19 protein-coding genes and 1 pseudogene are annotated in these 24,213 nt (G+C 47.9%); 14 read left to right on the plus strand and 6 right to left on the minus strand.

Translation table 11 applies throughout. From position 1 onward, the window contains the following. Window positions 1–170 precede the first annotated feature (170 nt). Window positions 171–1,558, plus strand: a pseudogene (locus tag A3842_RS10875) (amino acid permease). A gap of 481 nt (window positions 1,559–2,039) precedes the next feature. Here the strand turns inward: A3842_RS10875 and A3842_RS31980 are convergent. Further along, complete coding sequence (locus tag A3842_RS31980; RefSeq protein WP_074101403.1) at window positions 2,040–2,246, minus strand: hypothetical protein; 207 nt, start codon at window positions 2,244–2,246, stop codon at window positions 2,040–2,042. Between the two features lie 467 nt (window positions 2,247–2,713). Here A3842_RS31980 and A3842_RS10890 point away from each other — a divergent pair, with 467 nt between their 5' ends. From A3842_RS10890 to A3842_RS10910, 5 genes are all read left to right on the plus strand, one after another. Then, the gene (locus tag A3842_RS10890; RefSeq protein WP_074087780.1) at window positions 2,714–3,373 is read left to right on the plus strand and encodes a hypothetical protein; all 660 of its coding nucleotides are present in this window, start codon (window positions 2,714–2,716) and stop codon (window positions 3,371–3,373) included. Window positions 3,374–3,383: 10 nt separating this feature from the next. Then, the gene (locus tag A3842_RS10895; RefSeq protein ID WP_074087838.1) at window positions 3,384–5,090 is read left to right on the plus strand and encodes a GMC family oxidoreductase N-terminal domain-containing protein; all 1,707 of its coding nucleotides are present in this window, start codon (window positions 3,384–3,386) and stop codon (window positions 5,088–5,090) included. A gap of 344 nt (window positions 5,091–5,434) precedes the next feature. Then, the gene (locus tag A3842_RS10900; protein WP_074101405.1) at window positions 5,435–6,952 is read left to right on the plus strand and encodes a spore germination protein; all 1,518 of its coding nucleotides are present in this window, start codon (window positions 5,435–5,437) and stop codon (window positions 6,950–6,952) included. 9 nt (window positions 6,953–6,961) lie between these two features. Then, window positions 6,962–8,140: a Ger(x)C family spore germination protein gene (locus A3842_RS10905; RefSeq protein ID WP_074101407.1), complete on the plus strand. Its 1,179-nt coding sequence runs from the start codon at window positions 6,962–6,964 to the stop codon at window positions 8,138–8,140. Between the two features lie 27 nt (window positions 8,141–8,167). Beyond that, complete coding sequence (locus tag A3842_RS10910) at window positions 8,168–9,277, plus strand: GerAB/ArcD/ProY family transporter (RefSeq protein ID WP_074101409.1); 1,110 nt, start codon at window positions 8,168–8,170, stop codon at window positions 9,275–9,277. A 177-nt stretch (window positions 9,278–9,454) separates the two neighbouring features. On the opposite strand, the gene A3842_RS10915 is transcribed toward A3842_RS10910, so the two are convergent. Continuing rightward, on the minus strand, window positions 9,455–10,492 hold the full coding sequence (locus A3842_RS10915; RefSeq protein WP_074087001.1) for an asparaginase: 1,038 nt from the start codon (window positions 10,490–10,492) through the stop codon (window positions 9,455–9,457). Window positions 10,493–10,638: 146 nt separating this feature from the next. On the opposite strand from A3842_RS10915, the gene A3842_RS10920 reads away from it, so the two are divergent. Beyond that, window positions 10,639–11,484, plus strand: a complete 846-nt coding sequence (locus A3842_RS10920) for a GNAT family N-acetyltransferase (protein ID WP_074101410.1) — start codon at window positions 10,639–10,641, stop codon at window positions 11,482–11,484. 96 nt (window positions 11,485–11,580) lie between these two features. On the opposite strand, the gene A3842_RS10925 is transcribed toward A3842_RS10920, so the two are convergent. Both A3842_RS10925 and A3842_RS10930 read right to left on the minus strand, forming a co-directional pair. Then, a complete protein-coding gene (locus A3842_RS10925) occupies window positions 11,581–12,336 on the minus strand; it encodes a PIG-L deacetylase family protein (protein ID WP_074101412.1) in 756 nt (251 codons plus the stop codon). 56 nt (window positions 12,337–12,392) lie between these two features. Next, entirely contained in the window at window positions 12,393–13,730 is a 1,338-nt protein-coding gene (locus tag A3842_RS10930; RefSeq protein ID WP_074101414.1) for an MFS transporter, read from the minus strand. 313 nt (window positions 13,731–14,043) lie between these two features. Between A3842_RS10930 and A3842_RS10935 the strand changes: the two genes are divergently transcribed. Genes A3842_RS10935 through A3842_RS10945 form a run of 3 tightly spaced genes read left to right on the plus strand, consistent with a single transcriptional unit; the run spans window position 14,044 to window position 18,082 of the window. After that, a complete protein-coding gene (locus A3842_RS10935; RefSeq protein ID WP_074101415.1) occupies window positions 14,044–15,630 on the plus strand; it encodes a methyl-accepting chemotaxis protein in 1,587 nt (528 codons plus the stop codon). 22 nt (window positions 15,631–15,652) lie between these two features. After that, window positions 15,653–16,078 carry a chemotaxis protein CheW gene (locus A3842_RS10940; protein ID WP_074101416.1) on the plus strand — a complete coding sequence of 142 codons (426 nt, stop codon included), beginning with the start codon at window positions 15,653–15,655 and terminating at the stop codon, window positions 16,076–16,078. Window positions 16,079–16,093: 15 nt separating this feature from the next. Beyond that, window positions 16,094–18,082 carry a chemotaxis protein CheA gene (locus tag A3842_RS10945; RefSeq protein WP_256701657.1) on the plus strand — a complete coding sequence of 663 codons (1,989 nt, stop codon included), beginning with the start codon at window positions 16,094–16,096 and terminating at the stop codon, window positions 18,080–18,082. Between the two features lie 92 nt (window positions 18,083–18,174). Here A3842_RS10945 and A3842_RS10950 read toward each other — a convergent pair whose 3' ends face one another. After that, on the minus strand, window positions 18,175–18,528 hold the full coding sequence (locus tag A3842_RS10950; protein WP_074087007.1) for a hypothetical protein: 354 nt from the start codon (window positions 18,526–18,528) through the stop codon (window positions 18,175–18,177). Window positions 18,529–19,126: 598 nt separating this feature from the next. On the opposite strand from A3842_RS10950, the gene A3842_RS10955 reads away from it, so the two are divergent. The 4 genes from A3842_RS10955 to A3842_RS10965 all read left to right on the plus strand — a co-directional run bounded on the left by A3842_RS10955 (window position 19,127) and on the right by A3842_RS10965 (window position 22,358). Then, complete coding sequence (locus tag A3842_RS10955; protein ID WP_074087008.1) at window positions 19,127–20,569, plus strand: cellulase family glycosylhydrolase; 1,443 nt, start codon at window positions 19,127–19,129, stop codon at window positions 20,567–20,569. A gap of 104 nt (window positions 20,570–20,673) precedes the next feature. Continuing rightward, entirely contained in the window at window positions 20,674–20,811 is a 138-nt protein-coding gene (locus tag A3842_RS31985) for a hypothetical protein (RefSeq protein ID WP_218618675.1), read from the plus strand. A gap of 85 nt (window positions 20,812–20,896) precedes the next feature. Continuing rightward, window positions 20,897–21,457, plus strand: coding sequence for a hypothetical protein (locus A3842_RS10960; protein WP_074101417.1), 561 nt, complete (start codon window positions 20,897–20,899; stop codon window positions 21,455–21,457). Window positions 21,458–21,596: 139 nt separating this feature from the next. Further along, window positions 21,597–22,358: a CPBP family intramembrane glutamic endopeptidase gene (locus A3842_RS10965; protein ID WP_074101418.1), complete on the plus strand. Its 762-nt coding sequence runs from the start codon at window positions 21,597–21,599 to the stop codon at window positions 22,356–22,358. A 76-nt stretch (window positions 22,359–22,434) separates the two neighbouring features. Here A3842_RS10965 and A3842_RS10970 read toward each other — a convergent pair whose 3' ends face one another. Beyond that, window positions 22,435–24,126: a methyl-accepting chemotaxis protein gene (locus A3842_RS10970; protein ID WP_074101419.1), complete on the minus strand. Its 1,692-nt coding sequence runs from the start codon at window positions 24,124–24,126 to the stop codon at window positions 22,435–22,437. Window positions 24,127–24,213 lie beyond the last annotated feature (87 nt).

The following is a 24,213-nucleotide window of genomic DNA, read 5'->3' on the forward strand; positions in this document are numbered from 1 at the left end:
TGATCCTTCTCTTTCTCGCTGAAACGGATGCCGTCCTTATAAGGATGGCGTAGCCGTTTCTACTTGTTTCCATGGGTAAATTCCCGCATATTGCAGATACTCTCCGTAAAACGCGAGGAGGCAGCAGTATGGGGCAGGGGAATAAAGGATTATCGGTGTGGGGATTGACAATGCTTGCACTGGGGACGGTGGTCGGCGGCTCCTTTTTCCTGGGATCGTCGGTGGCAATCCGTGCGGCAGGACCGTCTGTGCTGCTGTCCTATGTAATTGGAGGGATTCTTGTCTATTTTATTTTGTCCGCATTGTCGGAGATGACGGTAGCTAATCCGGTTGCGGGGTCCTTTCGAACCTATACGGAACAGGCTTTTGGCCGCGGCGCAGGATTCACGGTAGGCTGGGTCTACTGGACAGGACTTGTGCTTGCGATGTCCAGTGAAGCTACGGCAGTGTCCATTCTGCTGCGGGGCTGGTTTCCGGCCTTGCCGCTTGCACTCCTCGGATCGGGGATTATCGTGGGGGTGACCCTGCTTAACCTGCTGGGTGCAAAACGGCTGAGCAAGCTGGAGAGCGGACTCGCCGCATTTAAATTGCTCGCCATTGTGGCGTTTGTGCTGATTGCCGTGGCTTTAATTGTGGGCTTGGGTACAAGAGGTGCAGGTCCGGTAGGTCTTGGCGTTGCCCGCGGGCAGAGCTTGATGCCTGGAGGGATTTCCGGAATCGCGGGAAGCATGCTGATGGTGATGTTCACTTATGCAGGCTTTGAGGTGCTCGGTCTGGCGGCATCAGAGACGGGCAATCCGGGAATCACTATTCCACGGGCGATCCGGTATACCATCGTGCTCCTGGTCGGATTGTATTTGGCAGCAATAACCGCTCTGTTCCTGCTGTTGCCCCCGGCACGATTAGTCCATTCGTATCTGCACTAAGCCTATACGGATTGGGGTGGACCGGGACCGTGATGAATATCGTGCTGGTATCTGCCATTTTGTCTACGATGCTGGCTTCGGTATTCGGTCTGGGCCGAATGCTCCGTTCTTTGGCTGAGGAGGGGCATACTCCCGAATGGATGCGGGACCGTACGGACATTCCCTTTAGAGGTATCCTGATCTCCGGGGCCGCGATGCTGGCAGGACTCTGGATGGGAATGCTGCTGCCGCAGGGGGTCTATCTCTTTCTGGTCAGCTCAGGCGGCTTTTCGTTGCTGTTCTCCTATGTAATCATCATGGCCAGCCATTACCGGCTGCGCAAGCGTCATGGCAGTCCACTGACCGGGCAGCATGGGCTGCGCGGATATCCTTACACCTCATGGATTGCGATCGTAAGTCTGGTAGCGATTCTTGCCAGTATGCCGCTGATCCCGGGACAAGGCGGAGGACTCGCGGCGGGTGTGATGTTTGTTGTGTTATTTTCCGGGATTTATGCGCTTGGAGTCATGCGGAAGACCAGGGAACCGGCCGGATTTCGGAGACAGCCTTTTCAGGTGCCAGCGATAATGGCCCAGATGGAGGCGGCAGAGGAGCTGGAAGGGAAAAAAGAGCAGGATACTATGAATGAATAGGGAAGGGAAATCCTCGAGAGGTTAGTTCAGCTTACGGGATTCCTTTTTTTCTACGACAGCATAATTAACTACCTTATAAGTGAATTCCATTTTGCTCTAAGTCGTTGAGGTAGCCTGCGCTATTGCGATTAAATTTTTAATGGTCGTAACAAGTGAAAAAGCCTTTCCAAAACTCTCTGGAAAAGTTAAGTAAATTGTTAACCATTAGCTCGTCACTCTGATGCGTATAGGTTTGTTTCACCCATTCCAGTAGCAGGGACAGTTCCCACTCAGCCGTCTCACTACTTTTGTCTTCCTCAGGAGTGAGTAGGCTAGCGTATGTTCCAAGGGTTTCACTAGCCGCGAAACAGCTGTATGATTAGGTTTTAGTTCTTCAATTTTTACTGAATAATCTGACAACACCTTGAAGTAAATTAAGCTCTTTTTTTACTCAAGCATCTTTGTAAGGAAGCTTGTATGGCTTGTGCACGTTCATAAATAATTAATCCAGGAAGCCCCAATGGTGGATCTCCATCTTCAAGGAGCAGAGCTCGAACGGCTGCCACATATCCCTTAGCAGTTCGTACAAATTTTGAGCATGTCTTTCACCCGTTGGAATGCCTTGTTCGTTCACTGCTTCGGTAACTTCCGAACCGTTCGATGTTGCTAAAGCGTAGTTCCCCAACGAGAGCTGGCACGTCATATCCATACGAGGAATGCTTCAAGCTAAGCATCTCAGCTTCAGCAGATTTATACGCAACGCCTGCGTGTGCACAGTCTGGATTTTTACAAGCATAAGCCATGCTCCATGCATGGATGATTCCGTCTCTTGTGATAATCTTTTCTCCCATGCGGTATGGGTTCTCCGCAATTTAGATTCACAGTGTGGACCATTTTTAAACTCAGGTCTGAAGTAAACTCTGAGCGCGGCACCCAATCTATTTTTCTCAAGCATGAAGGTCATCTCCTGGGGTAAATTCTGACCTATATACCTTCGACAAAAGACTGGAAACCTGCTAGTTAATCTTGCTGTAGTAGTTTTTTTTTTTTTTTTGAATTTGCTAACGTGCAGATTTTGTTGCCGGGCAGCGTCTGAGAAGTCCTCCAGGCGAATAGATATTGGTGATGCGGGTTTTAGTTCAATGACCAATACCTGTCACTAAAGGGGGAATTAGTATGCATCCGTCTGCAATCTATGCTGCAACAGTCGATTCCCATACCCTTGCAACATTTCGAGCACTTGTTGAGGCAATCATACCTGATTCACCAGTGTCTGCCATATATCCGCTGGAGCTGACTGCAGGAGCAGCTGATTTGTGCATACACGAGTATATGATCTGGGAGCTGGACCACAGCCTGTCTCTTGTATTGGGATTGGGTTTGACGGACATTCCATTGTCCTGTTCCACCGCAGGATTGCTTAATGCTGGTGCCCTCCATTTAGCCGCCTTGGGACAGCTGCAGTATCCCCCCAATCACCTGCTTTGGGAAAGCGGACCATTCAGCGCAATATCCCCGGCTGACCGGATTCGTGTTCTTGCTATGCTGGAGCAAGGGATTATTGACCCAGGGGTTTTGCCTTCTCCATACCGGAACGATTTGGGGTTTACCCGGTATATGATTGACTTTCTTAACCGGCAAACGATGTTTGGCAACTATTCGGAGTGGTCGGCATACGGAACGACCCGGCTTAGGACACCGACCGAACGAAGGCTGGAATATTTCCCGGTCTCATGGAAGCAGGCGGAATATCCTGGAGTTGTGCCGGGATACCGGGCGCTCATTGGATATATGCTGACCATCCAACGCAAGGGAGGGGAATCCACCATTGAATAGTGCAGAAACAATGTTCGATGCGGACGTCATCGTGATCGGATCAGGCGGTGGAGGTGCCGTTGCAGCGAAGGAACTTGGGGAGGCAGGCTTGAAAGTGCTGGTATTGGAAGCCGGACCATGGTACGGAAACAAACAATGGGCGAATCCGAACAGCGAGCGGGGCGGAGAGTGGAGCTCCGAGTATAAGGATTTGGATGTAGGGATATACAAGAAGATCTTCAATGCATATGAAAACAATATGAATGATTTTGTGTCCGGCGTATTCCGTTTTGGGCCTGCCGACCGCCGCCGCACACCGTGGCACCGGGTCATGCGCCAGAAAGGTGACATCTGGCAGCTATCTGGGGTAGGGGGAACGACCCAGCTTTATTGGTCGCAGTCACCGCGCGCTTTCCCCCTTGCGGTCGACAATATTTGGCCGATCAGCTATCGGGAGCTGATTCCTTATTACGAAAAGGCCGAAGCCACGCTGCCGGTCCAGTTCGCGCCTACAACGCCCAAGGAAGAGCTTTTTTTCTACGGCGCCAAAAGGTCAGGCTGGCAGCTGAATCCGACGCTGAATGTCACGACCCCGGGTTACCGTCCCAATCCGAATGCCATTCTTCCCACCAACGAGCATCTGATGGACCCCAATTACTCGCTTGAGCAACTGTCCAACATGGAAGGATGTACCTTGAAGGGGAATTGTGTCAATGGTTGCTCATCCGGGCCTTCTGTGGATAAGATCGCCAAAAGGAGCACCCTTGTCAGCTACGTTCCACTCGCTCTCAAAACCGGAAACGTTGCAATCCGGCCGAACTCCTTCGTGATCAAGCTCTTGACGGCGCAAGATCCGAAAGAAGGACTTCGCGCAACTGGTGTGCAGTTTCGGGATACGTGGACGGGAGAAATCGGCGAGTTAACGGCTAGAACGGTTGTTATGGCCGCTGGCTGCATCGAATCTCCGCGTCTCTGGCTGAATTCGGGGCTACCCTTTAACGAATGGGTGGGAAGAGGACTAACCAATCATTGCTTTGACTGGGTTGCAGGCGTTTTTGATGAAAAGGATCTGATGCGCACTATTGGACAGCCAGCGGTCTATCCGTATGTCGGCCATACTTCGGGGGCCAGGGTCGATATTCCGGGAACCGGGATTTTTCAAGTCTCTTGCCTAAGCCCTGGTCTAATGGCCTTCTTGACCTATGGGTTCAGTGAAGCGGGATATGACGCTCTTAATCCGCCGGAGCCGGGAGCGCCGTGGGATATTCACGGCCGTGTCGTTGGTCCTCAGCTCAAAGAGCTGATGATGAACTATTCCCGGACGATGAGCATGCTGATTCTTACGGATGACGAGACACTCTATCGTAACAGGGTACAGGTCGATCCACTCCTGAAAGACGAGAACGGTCCGATTCCGATCATACATTATACTCCTAGCCCGAAGACACTGAAGAAGAGGGATCAACTGGCGAGATACGCTTCGGAAACGCTGAAGCAAGCCGGTGCCAGAAAGATTATCCGCTCAGATACTCCCTTTGGCTCCATGATCCATCTCGAAAGCACGATGCGGATGGGATATGTCACCGATACGAACTGTGAGGCTTATCAAGTGAGGCGCCTGTTCATAGCCGACAACAGTGTGCACTTCAATGGCATCGGCGGCCCTAACCCTACTCTCACGACACAAGCGCTGGCTACCCGGACGGCAGAGAAGATTGTCACTAAGTATTTCAGCTAACCACCCATTGCGGTGGCATAATACAGGACGGCTCCTGATAAAGCGATAATAAGCAAAAAGGCGGCTGCTTTTCCGAGCACTTTCATTGTTCTTGCCCCCCTTCCATATGCATTCTTTTGTTATGCATGAAGTATGCACGGCGGCAGGGAAAATATACCTCAATGGAGCCCCCACTAAGGGACTATCTCAAAAGCTTTGGAAAAAGCAAAAGGGATGGCCCCTTTTTCGAAATATAAGAATTTATATGTTGTACAAGCCGTTTCAACTTGCCTCTCACTCATGGTATTTAATTCCGAATAATCCAATAATGGATGGGGGATGTTATATCTTGAAAGGGGTGGCATATGAAAGCGAAAAAAAGAGTATCTGGTCCTTTCGAAAACAGGCTGAAAGAATTAGAAAAAACAATTGAATCGAAGATTTCCGGCAAGTTGGATGACAATGAGTCTGCCATCACTCAATTGTTTGCTAATTGCTCCGATCTGGTCGTGCGCAAACTACATATGTTAGGCTCCATTCCCGGTATGGTGGTTTATTTGAAGGTTTTAGTTGACGATCAGCTTTGGGATGCCGGATTTTTGGAGCCTTTGATGCAGCCGGAGGCCGTATCTATTGACAACCCCCGTCAGCTCTATGAAATACTGAATTTCAAATTCGCTTCCATTGTACAACCCCGTATCGCCACGAACATGAATGAAATCGTTCAAAGCATCGTTAGGGGAGAAGTCGTGTTATTCGCCCAATCCTCCTCAGAGGCGTTCACCTTTGGGCTAAGCGACAAGCTGCATCGTCCGCTTGAGGAACCGGCAACGGAAGCAGTCATTCGCGGTCCGCGATACGGTTTTAATGAGAAGCTCGATATCAACATTGCCCTCATTCGCCATCGACTCCGGACGCCCCTGCTAAAGACGGAAAAGCTCTGTGTAGGAAGACTTTCTCAGACTGACGTAATGATTGTATATATTGATAATCTAGCAGAACAAAGCGTAGTTGAAGACGTGAAAAAACGGATATCCAGCATCGATATGGACAGCGTACTGGAATCCGGATATATCGAGGAATTGATTAGCGATCATCCCTACTCACCGTTTCCCCTGATGCAGGCGACTCAACGGCCCGATTTGGTTTCAGGTTCACTGATCGAAGGTAAAATAGCGGTCCTCATTGACGGCTCGCCGATGGTACTTGTTCTCCCGATCACATTCTGGTTCGGGTTTCAGTCAGCCGAGGACTATTATACTAATTTCATATACGTTACGATGCTGCGATGGCTCAGATATTTATTCGCTTTTTTAGCGATGGCGCTCCCCTCCTTATATATTGCCGTAACGACCTTCCATCAGGAAATGATCCCGACAAGCTTGGCCCTCAGCCTTGCAGCGGCGCGGGAAGTTGTTCCTTTTCCGGCAATAGCGGAAGGATTGATCATGGAAATTACCTTTGAGGCGCTGCGCGAAGCAGGAATCCGCCTTCCCCGTCCAGTAGGCCAGACGATCAGCATTGTGGGCGCACTTGTCATTGGACAGGCTGCGGTTCAGGCAGGTATTATTTCCGCTCCCCAGATCATCGTCGTATCCGTTACAGGTATTGCTTCCTTTCTCATCCCGAACCCGGGCATGAGCCAGGCGATCAGTATTATACGGTTTCCGCTTATGCTTCTCGCTGCAAGCTTCGGCCTGTATGGAGTTGGGATTGGCTTGATTTGTATCTTGATCCATCTGGTAACCCTGAAATCCTTCGGTGTTCCCTATATGACACCAATTGCACCATTTAACCCCACAGGACTAACGGATACTTTGATCCGTGCCCCATGGCGGGTAATGCGGAGGCGTCAACAGCAAACACAGCGAAGAATGGAGTGAAAGGAGCAAATGACCAGAATACTCCGGACATTCAGGTTCCTGGTTATTTTCGTTATTCTCGGATTGACGACCGGCTGCTGGGACCGCAATGAAATGGACGATCTCGCTTTGGTCATGGCAAGCGGAATTGATCTTACAGATGATGGACAGCTCGAAATAACCCTTCAGATCGCCCTTCCAACGGGAATCCCCAGTGCCGTACAGTCCGGGGGGAGAGGCAAGAAATCAGTCATCGTCATCTCGGCCAACGGGAAGAACTCATCGGAAGTGACAGGGAAATTGCAGCAGCAACTGTCTCGTACCATTTATTTCGGGCATAGAGGCGTCATCATTTTCGGAGAACATTTCGCCCGGCATGGTATCAATAAGGTAGTGGATACATTTACCAGATTCCCTGAGAGCCGCTCCAATAGCTATGTGCTAACAACTTATGGAGGGACAGCCAAAGAAATTTTGAACACCCCTTATCAGCTTGAACTCATTCCGGGTATCGGCATCAACAAAATTCAATCCAGCAAATTAAGCTTTCCTGTCAAAATGGACGAATTCTTGAATGCCCTGGCCTCACAAGACAGATCACCGGTTACCGCTGCCATAAGGGTCATTCATAAAGGCACTGATAAGGAAACGTTCACGATTGACCGGGCTGCAGTTTACCATAGAAATCAATTATCCGGATACCTGTCATCCGATGAAGTAAAACTATTACGTTGGTGGACAGGAAAGACACACCATTTGAGGTTTAGTGTGCAAATGGAACCTGAGAACGAACAATACGGAGGGACCGTAGGTGTTGAACTGCTGCATAGCAGCATGAAAATGCACTCGGTAATCAAGAATGACCTCCCCAAAGTAAAGGTGTCGTTACATGCCTCCGTCCGGGCGGTCGATAACGATACGGAGCTGGACCTGAGCAAAGTGAATCATATGAAACGTGTCGAAACCTTGTTGTCGAATCAAATTCAAAGCGAGGCAGAGAGCATGATAACGCATGTACAAAAAGTGCTCAAGTCGGATATCCTCGGCATCGGAGAGAACATCCACATCGAGCATCCGTATGCATGGGGAAAAATGGGAGATAAATGGCTTGATATTTTTCCTGAGGTTCCCGTGACTGTCGATGCCCACATCAAGATCGAACGAACGGGCAAAACGCACTCCCCCGCACATAAAGAAAAAAGGGACTAATCTCAACTGGAAAAGGGGTTGCTTGCGATGAAGATGAAATTGACGGGTCTACAGGTTTTCTGGATCATCCTTATCATGGATCTCGGGATGACATTGGTCATGACGGTCACCCCAAGCCTACAGGCAAAACAGGATGCGTGGATTTCCGTTGTCGTTGCCGGAGGTATCGCTTCGCTGATCGCACTCTTGGCGACGCAAGCCGCGAAGCTTTACCCCGGACAGACTTTTTTCGAATACAGTCATATAATTCTTGGGAGATGGATCGGCAAAGCTGTAATCGTAATATACTTGATTCAATGGTATACAATCACCCCCATTATTCTCCGCCAATTCTCCGATTTGGTCCAAGTCATGCTGCTTCACGGAACACCGAAAGAAGCAGTCATGCTTCTGATGATCATCGTGATTGTCTATGCAACCTATGCCGGCGGAATTGAAGGCATTGCCCGCTGTGGCGAGGTTCTGGGGCCGATCATCTTGCTCATGATCAGCCTTGTCCTGATCGCTAGCGCCAACAATATTCAATGGAGGAACATCCTCCCGGTCTATGCGGATAGCGGAATGACGGGAATACTGGGTGGAGCGCTGGCACCAGCCTCCTACCTCGGTCATTCTGTTGAATACCTTATGTTTGCCGCATTTTTGACCCAGCCGCGTAAGGGGGCGGTGTACGCGTTCGGGGCCGTCTTGACCTCGGTATTCTTTGTACTGATAACAACGCTGATGGTGATCTTCACTTTGGGGGTCAATCTTTCCTCTAACACGTGGTACCCTTTTTTCGAAATGACCAAAAAAATATCACTGTTCGGCTTTATCGATAATTTCGATGCGATTCCGGTCGTCGTATGGCTTGCCAGCGTATTTGTCAAATTTGCTGTGATGCTCTTCCTGATGAGCTATGGTACTGCCCAATTTTTGCATGTCCGCAACTGGAGGAACCTGATTTGGTTCATTGCACCGGTGATGTTTGTATTTGCGTTAATTCCCCAAGATGTAACGGAGGCGACTTCAAATTATTTGCAGCGTTACTGGGTGCCGTTTGCCATGCCGGTGAATATGCTCGGCCTGCCCTTGCTCTTGCTTGTAGTAGGTAAATGGAGACAAAGGAAACGGCCGGCTGCTGCAGATCATGCTTAAGACCGTATGTTCAGAGGAGATTTGGCAGGACCGCCGTACAAATTATACGTATAGCCTAAAGACAGTTCATCGGCAGGGGTAATAGAAGTAGAATCAATACTCGGTGCAAAGGTTATAGATAAAAAACAGCCCGTGAGCATTCACGGGCTGTTGGACTAATTGTTTTGTAATTATAGCTTAGTATTCGTTGAACATTGCAGCGATTTCCTCGTAACCCGTTGTTTGGGTCAACGCCAGCGACAACAGAATCCGTGCCTTCTGCGGTACCAGACTGTTGCAGGGAATCGAATTGGCGGACAGGTCGATATAGGAATCCTTCAGTGTAATGCCGCTGGATATCCGCGAGCATCTGACGACAGGAATATTGTTGTTTTTGAGCTCACCGACCTTATCGATCCAGGGCTTGCTGTAGATGCCTCCGCCGGCTCCGGCAATAATAATGCCTTTGGAGATGGTAGCCAGATAATCCAGAATGCCCGGATTGGCATCCACATGGAAGTAGGCCACGGACACCTCCGGCAGTTCAACCAATGTTGATACGTCAAACTGGGCGGCGGTAGTATGTTTTTTGAGCGATCTCGTATAGAAAAAAGCCTGGCTGTCCCGCATATAGCCTAGACACCCGAAATCCCGCTCATCGAAGGCATTGGCCTTAAAGGTGTTGACCTTCTGCACATCCCGGCCGCTGTAAATCCCTTCAGCAAAAACCACCATGACTCCCTGACCGGAAGCCTCCGGGTTGGCCGCCAAGGCCACCGACTGATACAGATTCAGCGGGCCATCCGCACTGATCGCCGTAGCTGGACGCATGGAGCCGGTAATTACGACCGGTTTATCGGTTTTGATTACCAGATTCAGAAAATAGGAGGTTTCATCCAGGGTATCCGTACCATGTGTGATGACAAACCCATGAACATCTTCACGAAGTGCAAGTGTGTTGATTAGAGTGGCCAAGGTCAGCCAGTGTTCGCTGGTAATATCCGCGCTGCACAGATTGCTGACCTGCACCCCCGCACAATTCGCTACCCGTTCCAGATGGGGAACACTGTCCAGCAAATCCTGTATCGGCAGAGCACCGGGCTCGTAATTTAAGGTTTTATGCGCTTCGCCACTGCCGGCAATCGTACCGCCGGTGGCGAGAATGACCACATTTTTAAGAATGGGATTATAAAAAGGTGAAGCTGTAAAATTCACTTCCGGAGATGGAATAATCATCGCTTATTTCCTTTCAGATGATATCGTAAATCAAGTATATTGAGGATCAATGTATTATAACATACGATATATGGGGTTAAGGGTGTTTTTTAATCAGAACATAGTATACTGAGGGAAATTACCAATCTATAGGGAGGAGCTGGAAGATGATTGAATTGGAGGTTCAAGACTATTACAAGGGTTTGCCGGCGCTGGATCAGGTGAAAATAAACACACTCTTTGCGAGAGCTGTGCTGGAGCAGCGAATTCCGGGCAAAGTCTATGCCGACAGCAAAGATATACCGCGAGCGTTCTATGTCGTTCATCCATACGGGATGTCATTGGTTTATGGTGATTCCTCGAATAGCAGCTTTAATCGCGGGCTGTCTGATTACATATTGGACAGAGAGGGAATCCGTCTGTATGCGGAATGGCTGCAGGGAGACCCGGCCGGTGAATGGAGTGAATGGATCGATGCGTTAGCGGCTGTACATAATAGTGAATTACAGGTAAGGGGCGGGATGATTGAACAGGACGATCATCGGCTAATTCAGAGAAATACCAGAGTGAACTTCAGATTAGACCGTGAAGCTTATTTTGCTGCCAGAGCACAGTTCTTTAAGCAGGATGCAGCCCTTGTACGAACGGGAAAAGAGCAGTTTGCAACTCTGACCGGCTCAGTGGTCCCCAAGTACTTTTGGCGTGATGAGGAGCATTTCCTTGCCGAAGGAGTCGGCTTCAGTATTATGGAGGGGGACGAGACTGCTTCTACGGCGTTTGCGTCCTGCTCGGCAGGTGGCCAGCTGGAAATTGGAATTGAGACTGCGGAAGCCTTCCGGGGCAGGGGATATGCATTTACCGTAAGTTCGGCATTGATCGATTATTGTCTTGACCATCCATTGGAACCGGTGTGGGCTTGCCGCCTGGAGAATCAAGGGTCGTACTATCTCGCACAGAAACTGGGATTCAAACCGTCACTGACGCTGCCGTATTACCGGCTGTCACATCGATAAATTTCGATTATGCGTCAAGCACAAGATTAGGAAAAAAGGCACAACTCCGTGGGAGGGTGCCTTTTTTGTGCGGTAAATGGTATTGAAAAAGACAGCCTACACCTGTCCGGCATCCACGAAACAATGCAGATGAAGCGGAGACAGCACCTTAAGTCCTTCCCCGAGCTCAAAATCCTTTCCTTCTGCCAGTTCTAGCCCCTTCTTCTTGAAATACAAAGAGTAAAGTGCCAGCGTATCCTCACTGAACTGGCTGCTATGCAGGGCCATGGCAGCGAACTTGCGGTCGAAGAAGCGGGTAACATCGATCACGGTATTGGGTTCAGCCGTTAAATAAAATCCGATTGCTTTCGGCTGCCAGGGCTGTGTGCGGGTTCCTCGGGGATACAGCGGCAGTCCCGAGGACAGAAAAGCCTGGGCGGCCGCCCGTCCGGTGACAATATGATCATAGTGGGCTTCATAGGGAAGCCACGGATCGGGACAGAATACCGCATCCGGCTGAATGGTACGGATGATTTCGGCAATCTCTGCCGCCAGAGCCGGAATATGCTCAAGTGTGCCGTCTCCATGCGGCAATTGGTGGAACACCGTGGCTCCAAGCGAACGTCCCGCCGCTTCAAGCTCCTGCGAGCGGACTCGGGCGATCTCGGCATGGGACAACAGACCGTCACCACTTCCCAAATCTCCATTCGTCACTGTTAAGTAATGAACCTCACAACCCTTTTCCGCTAGAGCGGCAATCGTTCCGCCCATGCCGACTTCATTATCGTCGGGATGGGGCTGAATACACAATATTCTCCGGCAATCCGTAAGATCGGGAGGAGCCATAAGGCTGTAGAGGATGGATGAATCCATTTTGAATCGCTCCTTCTTTTGCTAAAAGTATGGGTATGGAAATTAGGCTGTTCTGACTACATTGCCCTGTGGTTCTCCAAATCAATCAGAATCTGTGTCCGCTGCTTATCGCTTATCGAATAGAACAGAATCGGAATTATGGCCCCAAGGAAACAAATAGCGGGCAGTAAAAACATCACAAAGCTCAGACCCTGCTGAAGCCCAGGTGTAGCAGGCTGATTCTCCACGTAATTCAGAAGCCCAAGACTTGCCCCGATAATCAGCCTGGACACTGCTCCGCTGAATTTGGTGATAAAGGTATTCGTAGAGAATACAATTCCTTCCCCCCGAAAGCCCAGCTTCCACTCTGAATAATCAATCGTATCCAGCAGCATCGAGGTGCTGACAATTATGCTTATACCTGAGAAAAAGAAGCTGATCCCAAAGAACACTAGCGTAAACAGAACATTCTGATCACCGAACAGATATGGAACCACACAGGAGAGGCTGCCCAGGATGCATGAGGAGATAAATACACTTTTCTTGGAAAAGGCACCCAATAGCTTGGGCGTTGCGGTCATACCCAGCAGCATACCGACCACCAGGCTGATTCCGACCTGTGTCCCATAGCTGGCATCTCCCCAGACATAAACCACATAGTAGAGTTGAATGCTCTGTCTGATGCCGGTTACGAGATTGATAATCAGCAGTGAAGCCAGCAGAGTGAGGAGAGGTTTGTTTTTATATATGGTTTGCAGATTTTTGCGGAAGGGAATCCGTTCAGCCGATGGGGCCACTCTTTCTTTGGAAAGGATTCCAGTCAGCCAAATAGCCAGCGCAGCAATGACCGATACGATGATTGCAGAGTAGAGATAGGCTCCGGTGCTTCTTTCACCGCCGAAGGCAAGCAGGAGCTGTATGCCGCCTATGGTGATTATGACTGTACCTAGGGTTCCGCCGATTTTGCCCAGCGTTACGACCAGTGTCCGTTCCGCAGGATCTTTGGAAATGACAGAGGATAACGCCCAAAGCGGGGTGTCGCAGACCGTGTATAACATTCCCCACAGCAAATAAGAAACCGTTGCTAGGGCTACGGTCAGGGTGGAGGAAGTACCGAAATCCATGAAGCACAGCACGGTAGCGGCAGCGATCAGGAACGGAGCAAACAGCAAATAAGGCCTGAATTTCCCCCACCTGGAATGTGTTTTGTCTGTGATCATCCCCATCACCGGGTCCAGGCAAGCGTCGAAAATACTTGCAGTGACCAAGATGACACTGGCTGTCGTTGCGGGAATGCCAAGTAAGTCCGTATAAAAGAATAAAATGTACATCGACATAAAGCTGTAAAGCATATTTTGGCCCAGCAATCCGCCGGAAAACACCATTTTTTCTGCCAAGGTTACTTTTGTTGTCAATCGTCTGCCCTCTTTTCTTCGGAAGATTCGGAGAATTAGTTTCTTCATAATTATGTCTATTTATAACTTATTTGCACATATTGTCAAGGGTGTGCTGCAGGTTGACAGGAATCAAATGCCTTTTGTGTATATACGCAATAAAGTGAACGAAAAAAATAAGCATATTTAACCATTGTCAGAAAATTGCTATTCATAATTCCGCAGAATATGTCGAAATATAGCTAAGCTGTTCAGAGGTCATGCAGGGGGAGTGCAAGAAGAATGCATGACCTTCAGACCAGACACTAAGATGTTAATCTGTGGGGGGATTCTAATGAAATGGTATGGTAATTTGAAAACTGCAACAAAAATCATCTCTTCATTTTTGATTGTATCTTTGATACTTGCGGGACTAGGCGTGTTCTCGATCTTCACGCTGCGCGGCGCCAACGGTAACATAAAAGAGCTGTATAGCAACAATCTGATATCGGTCCGGGATTTATCGGCTGCCCAGATTAAATACCAGACTATCAGAGTATTTTTGAGGGATATGAGTACCGCAACAGGAGATGCTGAAGTTTCGGACTACAAGGAGAAAATCAAAACCACAACCCAGGAAATTGACAAGTATATGGATAACTACCGGCCGCTTGCTACTACACAGAAAGAACAAGATTTGCTGCGTGATTTTGATGAACAATATACGAATTACATGAAATTGTTTAACCAAGGAATGATTTTAGCGGAGCAGAAAGATCCAACTGATTTTAATGCTTTTAAGCCGCAAATAGCACAGCAAGGAGAAATGGTTGTTACAAATTTGAATGGTCTGATTGAAACGAACGTGCAACTCGCAGATCAAACGAATACCGACTCCCAATCGGCCTATGCTTCATCATTGAACTTGACCATCGTAATCATAGTAGTCTCAGTAATTCTAAGTATTCTCATTGGTTACGCCATAGCCCGCTCCATTTCTAAGCCTCTCTTGAATATGCTTGGACTGGCTTCCGAAGTGGCAAAGGGGAATCTGACTCAGCGTTCAGACATTTCTACCAAGGACGAAGTCGGACAATTGGCCAGTGCACTGAACCGGATGGTTGATAATCTCAAAGAGCTGATTAACGGGATTGTGATGAATTCGCAGAGCGTCGCTGCCTCTTCCGAAGAAATCTCAGCGAGCACACAAGAAATTGCCAGTACCAGCACTACCCAGTCCGTGGCATCGGCAAGTATTACCGAGCTGTTCAAAGAACTCTCCCTGGCAATTAACTCTGTAGCGGTAAGTGCGGAGGAAGCCGCAGAGCTGTCCAATCAAACGGTCATTACAGCACGTGAAGGCGGTTACGTGGTAGAATCGTCGCTTCAGGGCATGCAAGCCGTGAATCACCAGATGACACAGCTCGAAGAGGATAGCCGCAAAATCGGCGATATTATTGAGGTCATTGACGATATTGCCGAACAGACCAATCTCCTCGCTCTGAACGCTGCCATTGAAGCGGCTCGTGCCGGAGAACAAGGCCGGGGCTTTGCAGTAGTAGCAGATGAAGTACGGAAACTGGCAGAACGAAGCAGTGATGCTACCAAGGAAATTACAAAAATCATCAAAGCTATGCAAGAGAACACCAAGCAAAGTGTCCGGGCTGTTGCCGAAAGTGTTGAGCAATCTTCGATGACCAGCCAGGCCTTTGAGCAAATTATCAGCATGGTCAACACCTCATCGCTCAAAGTTAATGAAATAGCGGCAGCCTGTGAAGAGGAATCGGCTCAAGCAGCCGAAGTAATGAATTCGGTTGAATCCATAGCGGCCTCTAGTGAAGAGTCTGCCGCTGCCTCGGAGGAGACAGCAGCAACCTGCCAGGCGTTGGCCCAGCTCGCTGAGGAGCTTGCCCACTCTGCGGGTGCGTTCAGAACCCACTAATCTACAGACTGAAGGTGTATTCATGTCCACACTGCAGAAGGAACAATATATAGAGCTGGCTGTTGGTCTGGAAACCTGCGCCATTCGCATTGAAGAAGTGCATGAAATTATCAAAATGCTCAGCATTACCGACATTCCTTTCAGCCGGAATGAAGTAAAGGGTGTAGTCAATCTTCGCGGCAAGGTAGTCTGCGTAATGAGTCTGCGAAATTTACTGGGGATGTCCGATGAGGCTTATACACGGGCCACAAGAATTGTGGTGGTCCGTTTCCGGGAAGAATTTGTAGGTCTAATCGTGGATAAAGTGAATAAGGTAACCACCTATGGAGAGGTACATCCCCCATCAAGTGGACAAGGCCGAAGCCGTGAAGGCGTATTCCTGGGCATTGGCCAACGTGAGGACCAACTGATCGGTATTTTGAAGCTCGAGGAAGTATTGGGCGGTTAGGGAGGAGAACAATAGATGATGATGGAGCTGTCTGCCTACCGCGATATTTTCATTGAAGAGCTGAACGACCAATTGGAACGGATAGATCAGTCGCTTCTGGTATTGGAGCATACCCCATCCCCGGAGCTGATCCAGACGATTTTCCGAGCTGCACATACAATCAAAGGGTCTTCATCCACTATGGGCTTCAAGGAAATGAGTGACTTGACCCATGAAGTCGAATATATCCTGGATTGGGTTCGGGAAAAGAAGCCGGAGATCAGTTCCCAACTGATTGACACCTTGTTTCGGGCGCTGGATGTAATGAAGCTGCTGCGCACCGAGTATATCAGTGGAAGTAATTACACAGATTGCAGCAGTATGGTGTCCGAGATCAAGTCCCTGATCAGCATGCGTTCAGAACCAGAACGGAGCATGCCCCTGGTTCTGAACGCATCAGAAATGCTTCAGGCGGAGGAAGCAGCTGGCTCAGGACAGCATCTGCTCGCTGTAAGCGTCAATCTGATGGAAGATTGTCTGATGAAGGCTGCAAGACATTTTATCCTGGTGCAGCGTATTGAAGAGGTGTGTGGAACTGTTATTGCCGTCTCTCTTCATAAAGCGGCTGCTCCGGGAGCGGATGAAGACGAACGGCATGGCCAGTTTACCGTGGTGGTTGCTACCTTGAAGGAGCGGCAACAGATTCAGGACCAGCTTGGTGTCGATTCTGATGTGAAGAGTATGCATATTGCTCCATTTGAGCTGAAATGGTCCAGAACGGACAGCTTAGTTCATGCTCCGGAGGCACCTGTACAGCAGGGGAACCCAAAGCCGGATGAACGGGGGAAAGCTTCCCATCCAACGGTCAGGGTCAACGTGGAGCGTCTGGATCACCTGATGAATCTGGTCGGTGAACTGCTGATTGAGCAGACCTCTTTAGCCGATTTGAGTGCTGCCGGTCAACGTTCCGATCCGGGCAGAGTTCTGCCCGATATTGGAAGTGTATCCGATCATATGGGCAGTATTATCAAGGAGCTGCAAGAAGGGGTCATGAAGACACGGATGCTGCCGATCGATCAGCTGTTCAGCCGATTCCCCCGTCTGGTTCGGGATTTAGCCCAGAAGCTGGGCAAGGATATTGAACTGGTGATCCAGGGCGGAGAAACGGAACTCGACCGGATGATTATCGAGGAGCTGAGTGATCCCTTGATCCACCTGATCCGTAACAGTGCGGACCACGGGATTGAGAGCCCAGAGGTCCGGGAGGCCGGAGGGAAGGCGGCGAAGGGAAGAATCACTTTAACTTCTTTTCATGAAGAGAATCATGTAGTGATCCGTCTGGAAGATGATGGACAAGGGATCGATGCTGGTAAGATCAAGGCTTTGGCTCTTGGCAAAGGGATCATATCCGAAGAGCAGGCGAGTTACTTATCAACCCAAGAAGCGGTTCATCTGATTTTTGAACCCGGATTTTCGACGGCTTCTGAGGTGAGTGAGGTGTCCGGCAGGGGGGTCGGGATGGATATCGTACGCAGTCAGATTGGACGGCTGAATGGCATTGTTGATATCCAAACTGAACCGGGACAAGGTACTGTTTTTACTATCCGTCTCCCGCTTACACTGGCCATTATTAAGGGTCTTCTGGTCAAAGTCTCTGGACGCGTGCTGATTCTGCCGATGTATAATGTCGCGGAAATTGTGCGTATTGCACCAGAAGAGATTCAAATTGTGCAAGGTGAGCAGGCAATACTTAACCATGGGCGGATTGTCCCGCTCTCCTGGCTGAGAGACAAATTGCATTATCCCCGGGCGGAGCGCAGCTCCAAGACCATTCCGCTCGTCATTGTCAGATCTGTTGACAAGATTGCCGCTTTTGCTGTGGATGAGATTATTGGCAACCAGGAAGTTGTCATTAAGTCGCTGGGAGCGTATCTCGGAACCATGAACCATCTCTCAGGAGCAACGATTCTTGGAAATGGCCGGGTTGCCCTCATTTTGGATGCTGCTTACCTGGTAAGTCATTAATTCAACAGACCTATACAACAAATAGCCGGAAGGACACAGCCCAATGCTGTGAAGTCCTTCCGGCTATTATTGAATTAAATGCTCTAACTAGTTCATAACTCCGGTAAAAGCGACTTTGCAGGGGGGCCTGAACTAAGATGTTCGATCGCTCTTTGGTTGAGCTGCAGCTCATTCATATAGGTGTTAACCTTGGATTGAAGACTTTGCAGAATCTTAATATGCATTTCGCCCACTTGCTCTTCGATGCAAAATGCCGAACATGTCATAATGCCATTTGTATAGGATTTGGTTTCATCAACAACGGTGTTGAGCTTCTCTTTATAGATTCTTTTCACCGGCCCATTCTCCGGCTTGATCTCATAATAACGACTTGTCTCCAAAAGCAGCCGCCAATGGCTGACCTTGATCTCATATTCGTCCTTTTCTATTTCTGCGGATACTTTCACAATGCGAATGTGACTGTTCGTGATGATATGACCCTCCTGAACCCTTATGTCTTAAGGGGCTAAATTCTCTTAAATGGCTTAAGAGATTATATCATGCCTGTCTCTCTATTCTCAATACTGCGTTACAGTAAAGTACTGGCAGATGACTGAACTTTAGGATTACCGGCGAGCTGTAGGACTTGTTAATACAAATAGACAACATCAGTGTTCAAGTTTTTTTGGAAAATATGATTTTTTGGGTTGAAAAAAGCGTTCGATAATTGTATAGTATAACATAATATGTAAGCTTTTACTATGTATGTGGTTTCATGAGAATACACCATCTGTTATGTTTCTTAATCAAATCCGCCTTGAACGATAAATCTTCTTAGATCTAATGATCTAACTGCCTCCATATGCAAATGCACCTCCATAATTCCTATTAGCTACACCCTACGATTAGATAACTACCATCCCTTAAGCTGGTCACTTCACCTTTTACATCATAAATGAAACACCAAGACTTACCCCATAGATTTACAAGTTTAGTGAAGGGGGGATATTCTCGGAAAATAGCGCACGGAAATGTGAAGCAAACCATTTGAGGAGGTAGCTTTATATGTTCAAAAAAATGATTGCGGTTTTTTGTGCATTAATTATCACCTTCATGACCGTATCTTTCGTCCCCCCGCAAAAGGTGAATGCCGAAGCTAATTCGGTCGTAGCCCAAAATGGCCAACTGCGAGTTTCCGGGAACCAGTTAGTGAATCAGGCGGGAGAAGCGATCCAATTAAAGGGGATGAGTTCCCATGGTGTGCAATGGTTTGGCCAGTATGTGAATTATGATAGCATGAAATGGATGAGAGACAATTGGGGTATAACTATATTTCGGGTAGCTATGTATACGCAAGATGGCGGCTACATTAATGATCCTTCGCAAAAAAACAAGGTGAAAGAAGCTGTACAGGCCGCAATTGATTTGGGAATCTATGTGATTATCGATTGGCATGTGCTGGGTGAAAAGGATCCGAATATTTATAAACAACAGGCAAAAGGTTTTTTTGCAGAAATGGCCAATTTGTATAAGGATTATCCGAATGTGATCTATGAAATTGCCAATGAGCCTAACGGGTATGCTACGTGGAACGGCCACATTAAGCCCTATGCAGAGGAAATGATTCCGGTCATCCGATCCATTGATACGAATGGAATCATTATCGTAGGAACCGGAACATGGAGCCAGGATGTACAGGATGCCGCCAACAACCCCATCGCCCAAAGCAACATTATGTACACAACTCATTTCTATGCTGGAACCCATGGTGCATGGCTGAGAGATCGTATTGATTATGCGAGGAGTAAAGGTATAGCCGTATTCGTCACAGAGTGGGGAACGAGTGACGCTTCCGGAGACGGCGGTCCTTTCCTTGCCGAATCTAAAGTATGGACGGATTTTATGAAAGACAGAAAACTGAGTTGGACCAACTGGTCGTTATGTGATAAAACGGAAGCCTCTGCTGCATTGGCGCCTGGCGCAAGCCCTTATGGAGGATGGTCTGACGGGCAGTTGACGGCATCCGGTAAATTTGTCAGAGATCAGATAAAGTCAGAAACGCCTCCAAGTGATGGAATCGTTTCTGGTAAAACCTACAAAATGGTTAACGTAGGCAGCGGTAAAGCACTGGACGCAGCTGCAGCAGGTACTGCAAACGGCACAAATGTACAGATCTGGGATGATAACGGAACGGGCGCTCAACAGTGGATAATCACCGATGTTGGCGGAGGCTTGTATAAGGTTATTAACGCCAATAGCAATACAGGTCTGGATGTAGCTGAGATGGGGACTGCCAATGGATCGAATGTGCAATTATGGAGTTATGGCGGCGGTTCCAATCAGAAGTGGAGCATTGTTAAAGTTGGAAGTGCTTACAAATTGATTGCCAGCAATAGCGGAAAAGCTCTGGATGTCAATGCTGCTGGTACTGAAAATGGAACCAACGTTCAAATTTGGGATGACAATGGCACGAACGCGCAAAAATGGAATCTGTTCCAATTAAACTAACTAGAAACCATAGAATCCAAAGAGCAGCGATTCTCCAGTACTTGGAGGACCGCTGCTCTGCAATTTTTGGTCATTTGCAGCTTGATTCAGTAGAATATGAGCAGGTGAAAGCCAAAGAACCTGGGGTGTCTCAAGTAGAGCGACAAAATAAACTTGACGATGGGCAGGTAGGGGATGCCATAATAGTGGGATATATCCTTTATTTTGAAGTTGTGCTTTGTGGTAAACAACAATTTCTCTAATAAGGCTGGATGCCCTTCTTCTGGTACCAGATCCAGTATTATTGGAGCTTAGAATCCGCTGAAAATTCAGAAAGGAGCATTCAACATGCCGGAAGCCACTAATCCTATGCGTAAAAAATGGTTCCGCAACTATGTCATTGTAATGACTGCCGCCATTGCCATTCTGCTTGCATTATTGTTTGCCAAGGAACCGGCGGACACCCCCAAAGAAACGGTAGAAACTGAAGGGATTCCAGCGAATACTGTGACCGCTGATATATCAGCAAAAACCGGATTAAGGGAAACTGCAGGTGAGGCGTTGGAGATGGTCAGTCAAGGCGATACACTTTCGCAAGATGGTGTTTATTTTATTAGAGATAGTAGAGAGCGGGGAAATGGGGGCTTCAAGAACTTTTTCACTACTGTCCCTGAATGTGGTGAGGAATTAAATATACGGATTATCAACAACGGCAGTTCGGGCATCATTATCGTAAATGTAACCCGTGGCTCGCATGAGTATGGATTTGTGGATGTGAAAGCGGGACAATCCATAACAAGAACCTTCCACATGGCTGATGGCAGCGGAATTTCCGGAGAATGGAAGGTTTATCTTACCACCCAGGATGGGCATGAGACCGACTTCAACATTGCAGCAGAACAACACTAAGTAAAGTAAAGAAACAGGGGAATCGCCTGATACTTTACTTTTTATGAATAGAAAATTTTTAAGGAAAGTATTACAATAAATCCATTATTGACCTGGTAGGCCAATGAAAACTGTAAATGATTAATAAAGGAGACGAGCTATGAAAGAACACAACGTAAATAAAGGAAATCCGGTTTTATTTTCACTTATGCTTGGCATTTTGCTGACCCTGTTGGTATCCGTTGCATCAGCTGCTGCAAGCATTATGGAGCTTGACGACAAGGGAATCCGGTTTGCCCAGGCTTGCGCCTTTTTGCTCATGGCCGTGATCATCACGGTGTATATGACCAGGAGTAAGCAGCCATTTGGCAGCTATGGATTCCAAAAACGAATGGGGGCGAAGGACAAGCAGGCGCTGTATTACATTCCATTGCTGATCATCGCGCTGCTTCAACCGGCAATGAGTGGAATCAATCTCAAACTTTCGGGAATCGAGATCGTGAGTATTCTGCTGTTAACGGTTTTTGTCGGATTTACAGAGGAAACGATTTTCCGGGGAATCATCCGGGAGAAGCTTCGTCACAAAGGGCCAGTATTTTATATTGTTTTTTCTTCCGTGTTTTTTGGCATTCTGCATATGGCCAATGCGCTAAACGGAACCGAAATTATACATATTATTCTTCAGGTTATCAATGCGCTGCTGCTGGGCTTTATTCTGGCGCTCTTAATAGAAACTACGGACAATATTATTCCCTTAATCGTTTTTCATTTTATCTATGATGCACTTGCCATGGTCAGTAATGAAAATTTGGATCAGGAAATTCTGATAGTGTCCCTGCTGAATATTCTATATTTGCTGTATGGAATTTACCTATATGTGGTATTGACGCGCAGAAATAAATCGAATAGCCTATCGATGTAAACCACCAACCGGCCCGCAAGCAGGAGTAATTCCTGCTTCGGGCCGGTTGGTTGGTGCAGCATATGAATTTGTCCTGCTATGCCACATCCGGTTCCTCATTGGAATCCGTATCTGTTTCAGGGTCAGCTGCTGCCTGTACCTCTAATTGGAATTGGTTGACCAGATTATCCAACTCCTCTGCTAATTGGGTCAGGCTACGGGTGGAATCCATCATTTCCTGCATCGCCGACATAGATCTGACGGTGGCTTGTGCCGCATGCGCAGCTTTTCCGCTGGACAGCTCTGCGTTATTGGAAATGAGCTGGATCGTAGCTGCGATCTCTTCGGAGCTGGAGGAGATCTCTTCAACTATGGCAGAAACATTGATGATCTGGCTGTTAACCGAATCTACCTTTTCTGTAATATGCTCAAACGCTTTGCCAGCTTTTTGGACAACATTTAAGCCCTGTGCCGTTTTTTCCGAGCTAAGGTTAATCTGAAGTACGACGGCCTCTGTTTCGCCCTGAATGGAGCGGATCATTGCGGATACTTGGTCAGAAGCAGTTTTGGATTTCTCCGCAAGCTTCTTCACTTCATTTGCCACAACAGCGAAGCCTTTTCCTTGTTCGCCCGCACGGGCTGCTTCTATGGATGCGTTCAAGGCTAGCAGATTTGTTTGGGATGCTATCTGTGAGATGAGCTCAATAATTCCATCAATTTCTTTCGTTTTTTCCCCCAGACGTTCAATAACTGCTACGGATTCACTGGAATCGAGAACAAGATTCTCGATCATTTGCTGCGTTTCATGAATGATTACCCGCCCCTGCTCAGCCTGTGCGAGAGAGGATGCTGATGCATGGGCGACATCCTCAGTGCTCATGGAGATCTGCTCGATGCCCTTGGCCACTTCATCGATGCCCAAGGAGCTCTCTATAATGGAAGCAGATTGTTCCTTGGAGTTCTTCGCGATCTCATCAAGGGAAGCGGCGATGCTTTTCTCTGTTCTGCTTGCCATAATGGAGATTAGTGATATCTGGTTGGCGTTATCCGCTAACCGGCTGGATGAACGTGAAATTTGTTCCAGCGTGTGCTTCAGATTAAAGACCATTTGGTAAAAGGAACGGGATAAAATACCGATCTCATCCTTGCGGCTGTTATTAAGTACTTCAATATCCGCGCGGAGGTCACCGGCAGCTATTTGCTCAGAGAACCGTACAAAGACACCTAGAGGTTTGGTGAAAAACCGGCGGACCAAGAGCCAAAAAACCAGCATCACCAGAACGAGCAAAATTAAAGATACTATGATGATGTAATACACTAAATCTACGGAAGCCTCCAGTTCATCTGCAATGTCGAACTGAACACCGGCAACATATGTAGTTTTTCCGTCCGTATGTAAAGGAGTAGTAACATCCACAATATTCTTATCCAATAGGGTTACCGTGCGGTTCTCCTTAGCTGCCTCAATGTCTTCCTTATCGGCAGGTTTGCCAATTTCTGCCGCATCCATGGAAGCTATCGCTTTGGGCTGGCTATCCAGGCTGTAAATATTAAAATCTACAATTTCAAGGTCAGCCGACTTAAGTTTATCCAGTGAAGCTTGAAGCTCCGCTGCCGATTCCTTTCCGGATAAAGTCGAGTCAAAGGCTTGGATAACGACCTGGGCCTTTTCTTCTCCAGAGCTGATAGCGGCTTTCCTGCTCTGAGAATAGAAAACAGAACAAATGATAAGCGTTACAACAATCAGAGAAATACTAGCCATAATGATAATCTTGTTAGCAACTTTCAACGAAATCCACCTCATTAGTTATTTATAATCCTGATAAAAGTAAATTGCGTACAATATACTTTTATCAAGTATAACATAGAACATGTG

It is taken from the genome of Paenibacillus sp. P3E, assembly GCF_001909045.1.
GTDB lineage: Bacteria > Bacillota > Bacilli > Paenibacillales > Paenibacillaceae > Paenibacillus_AQ > Paenibacillus_AQ helianthi.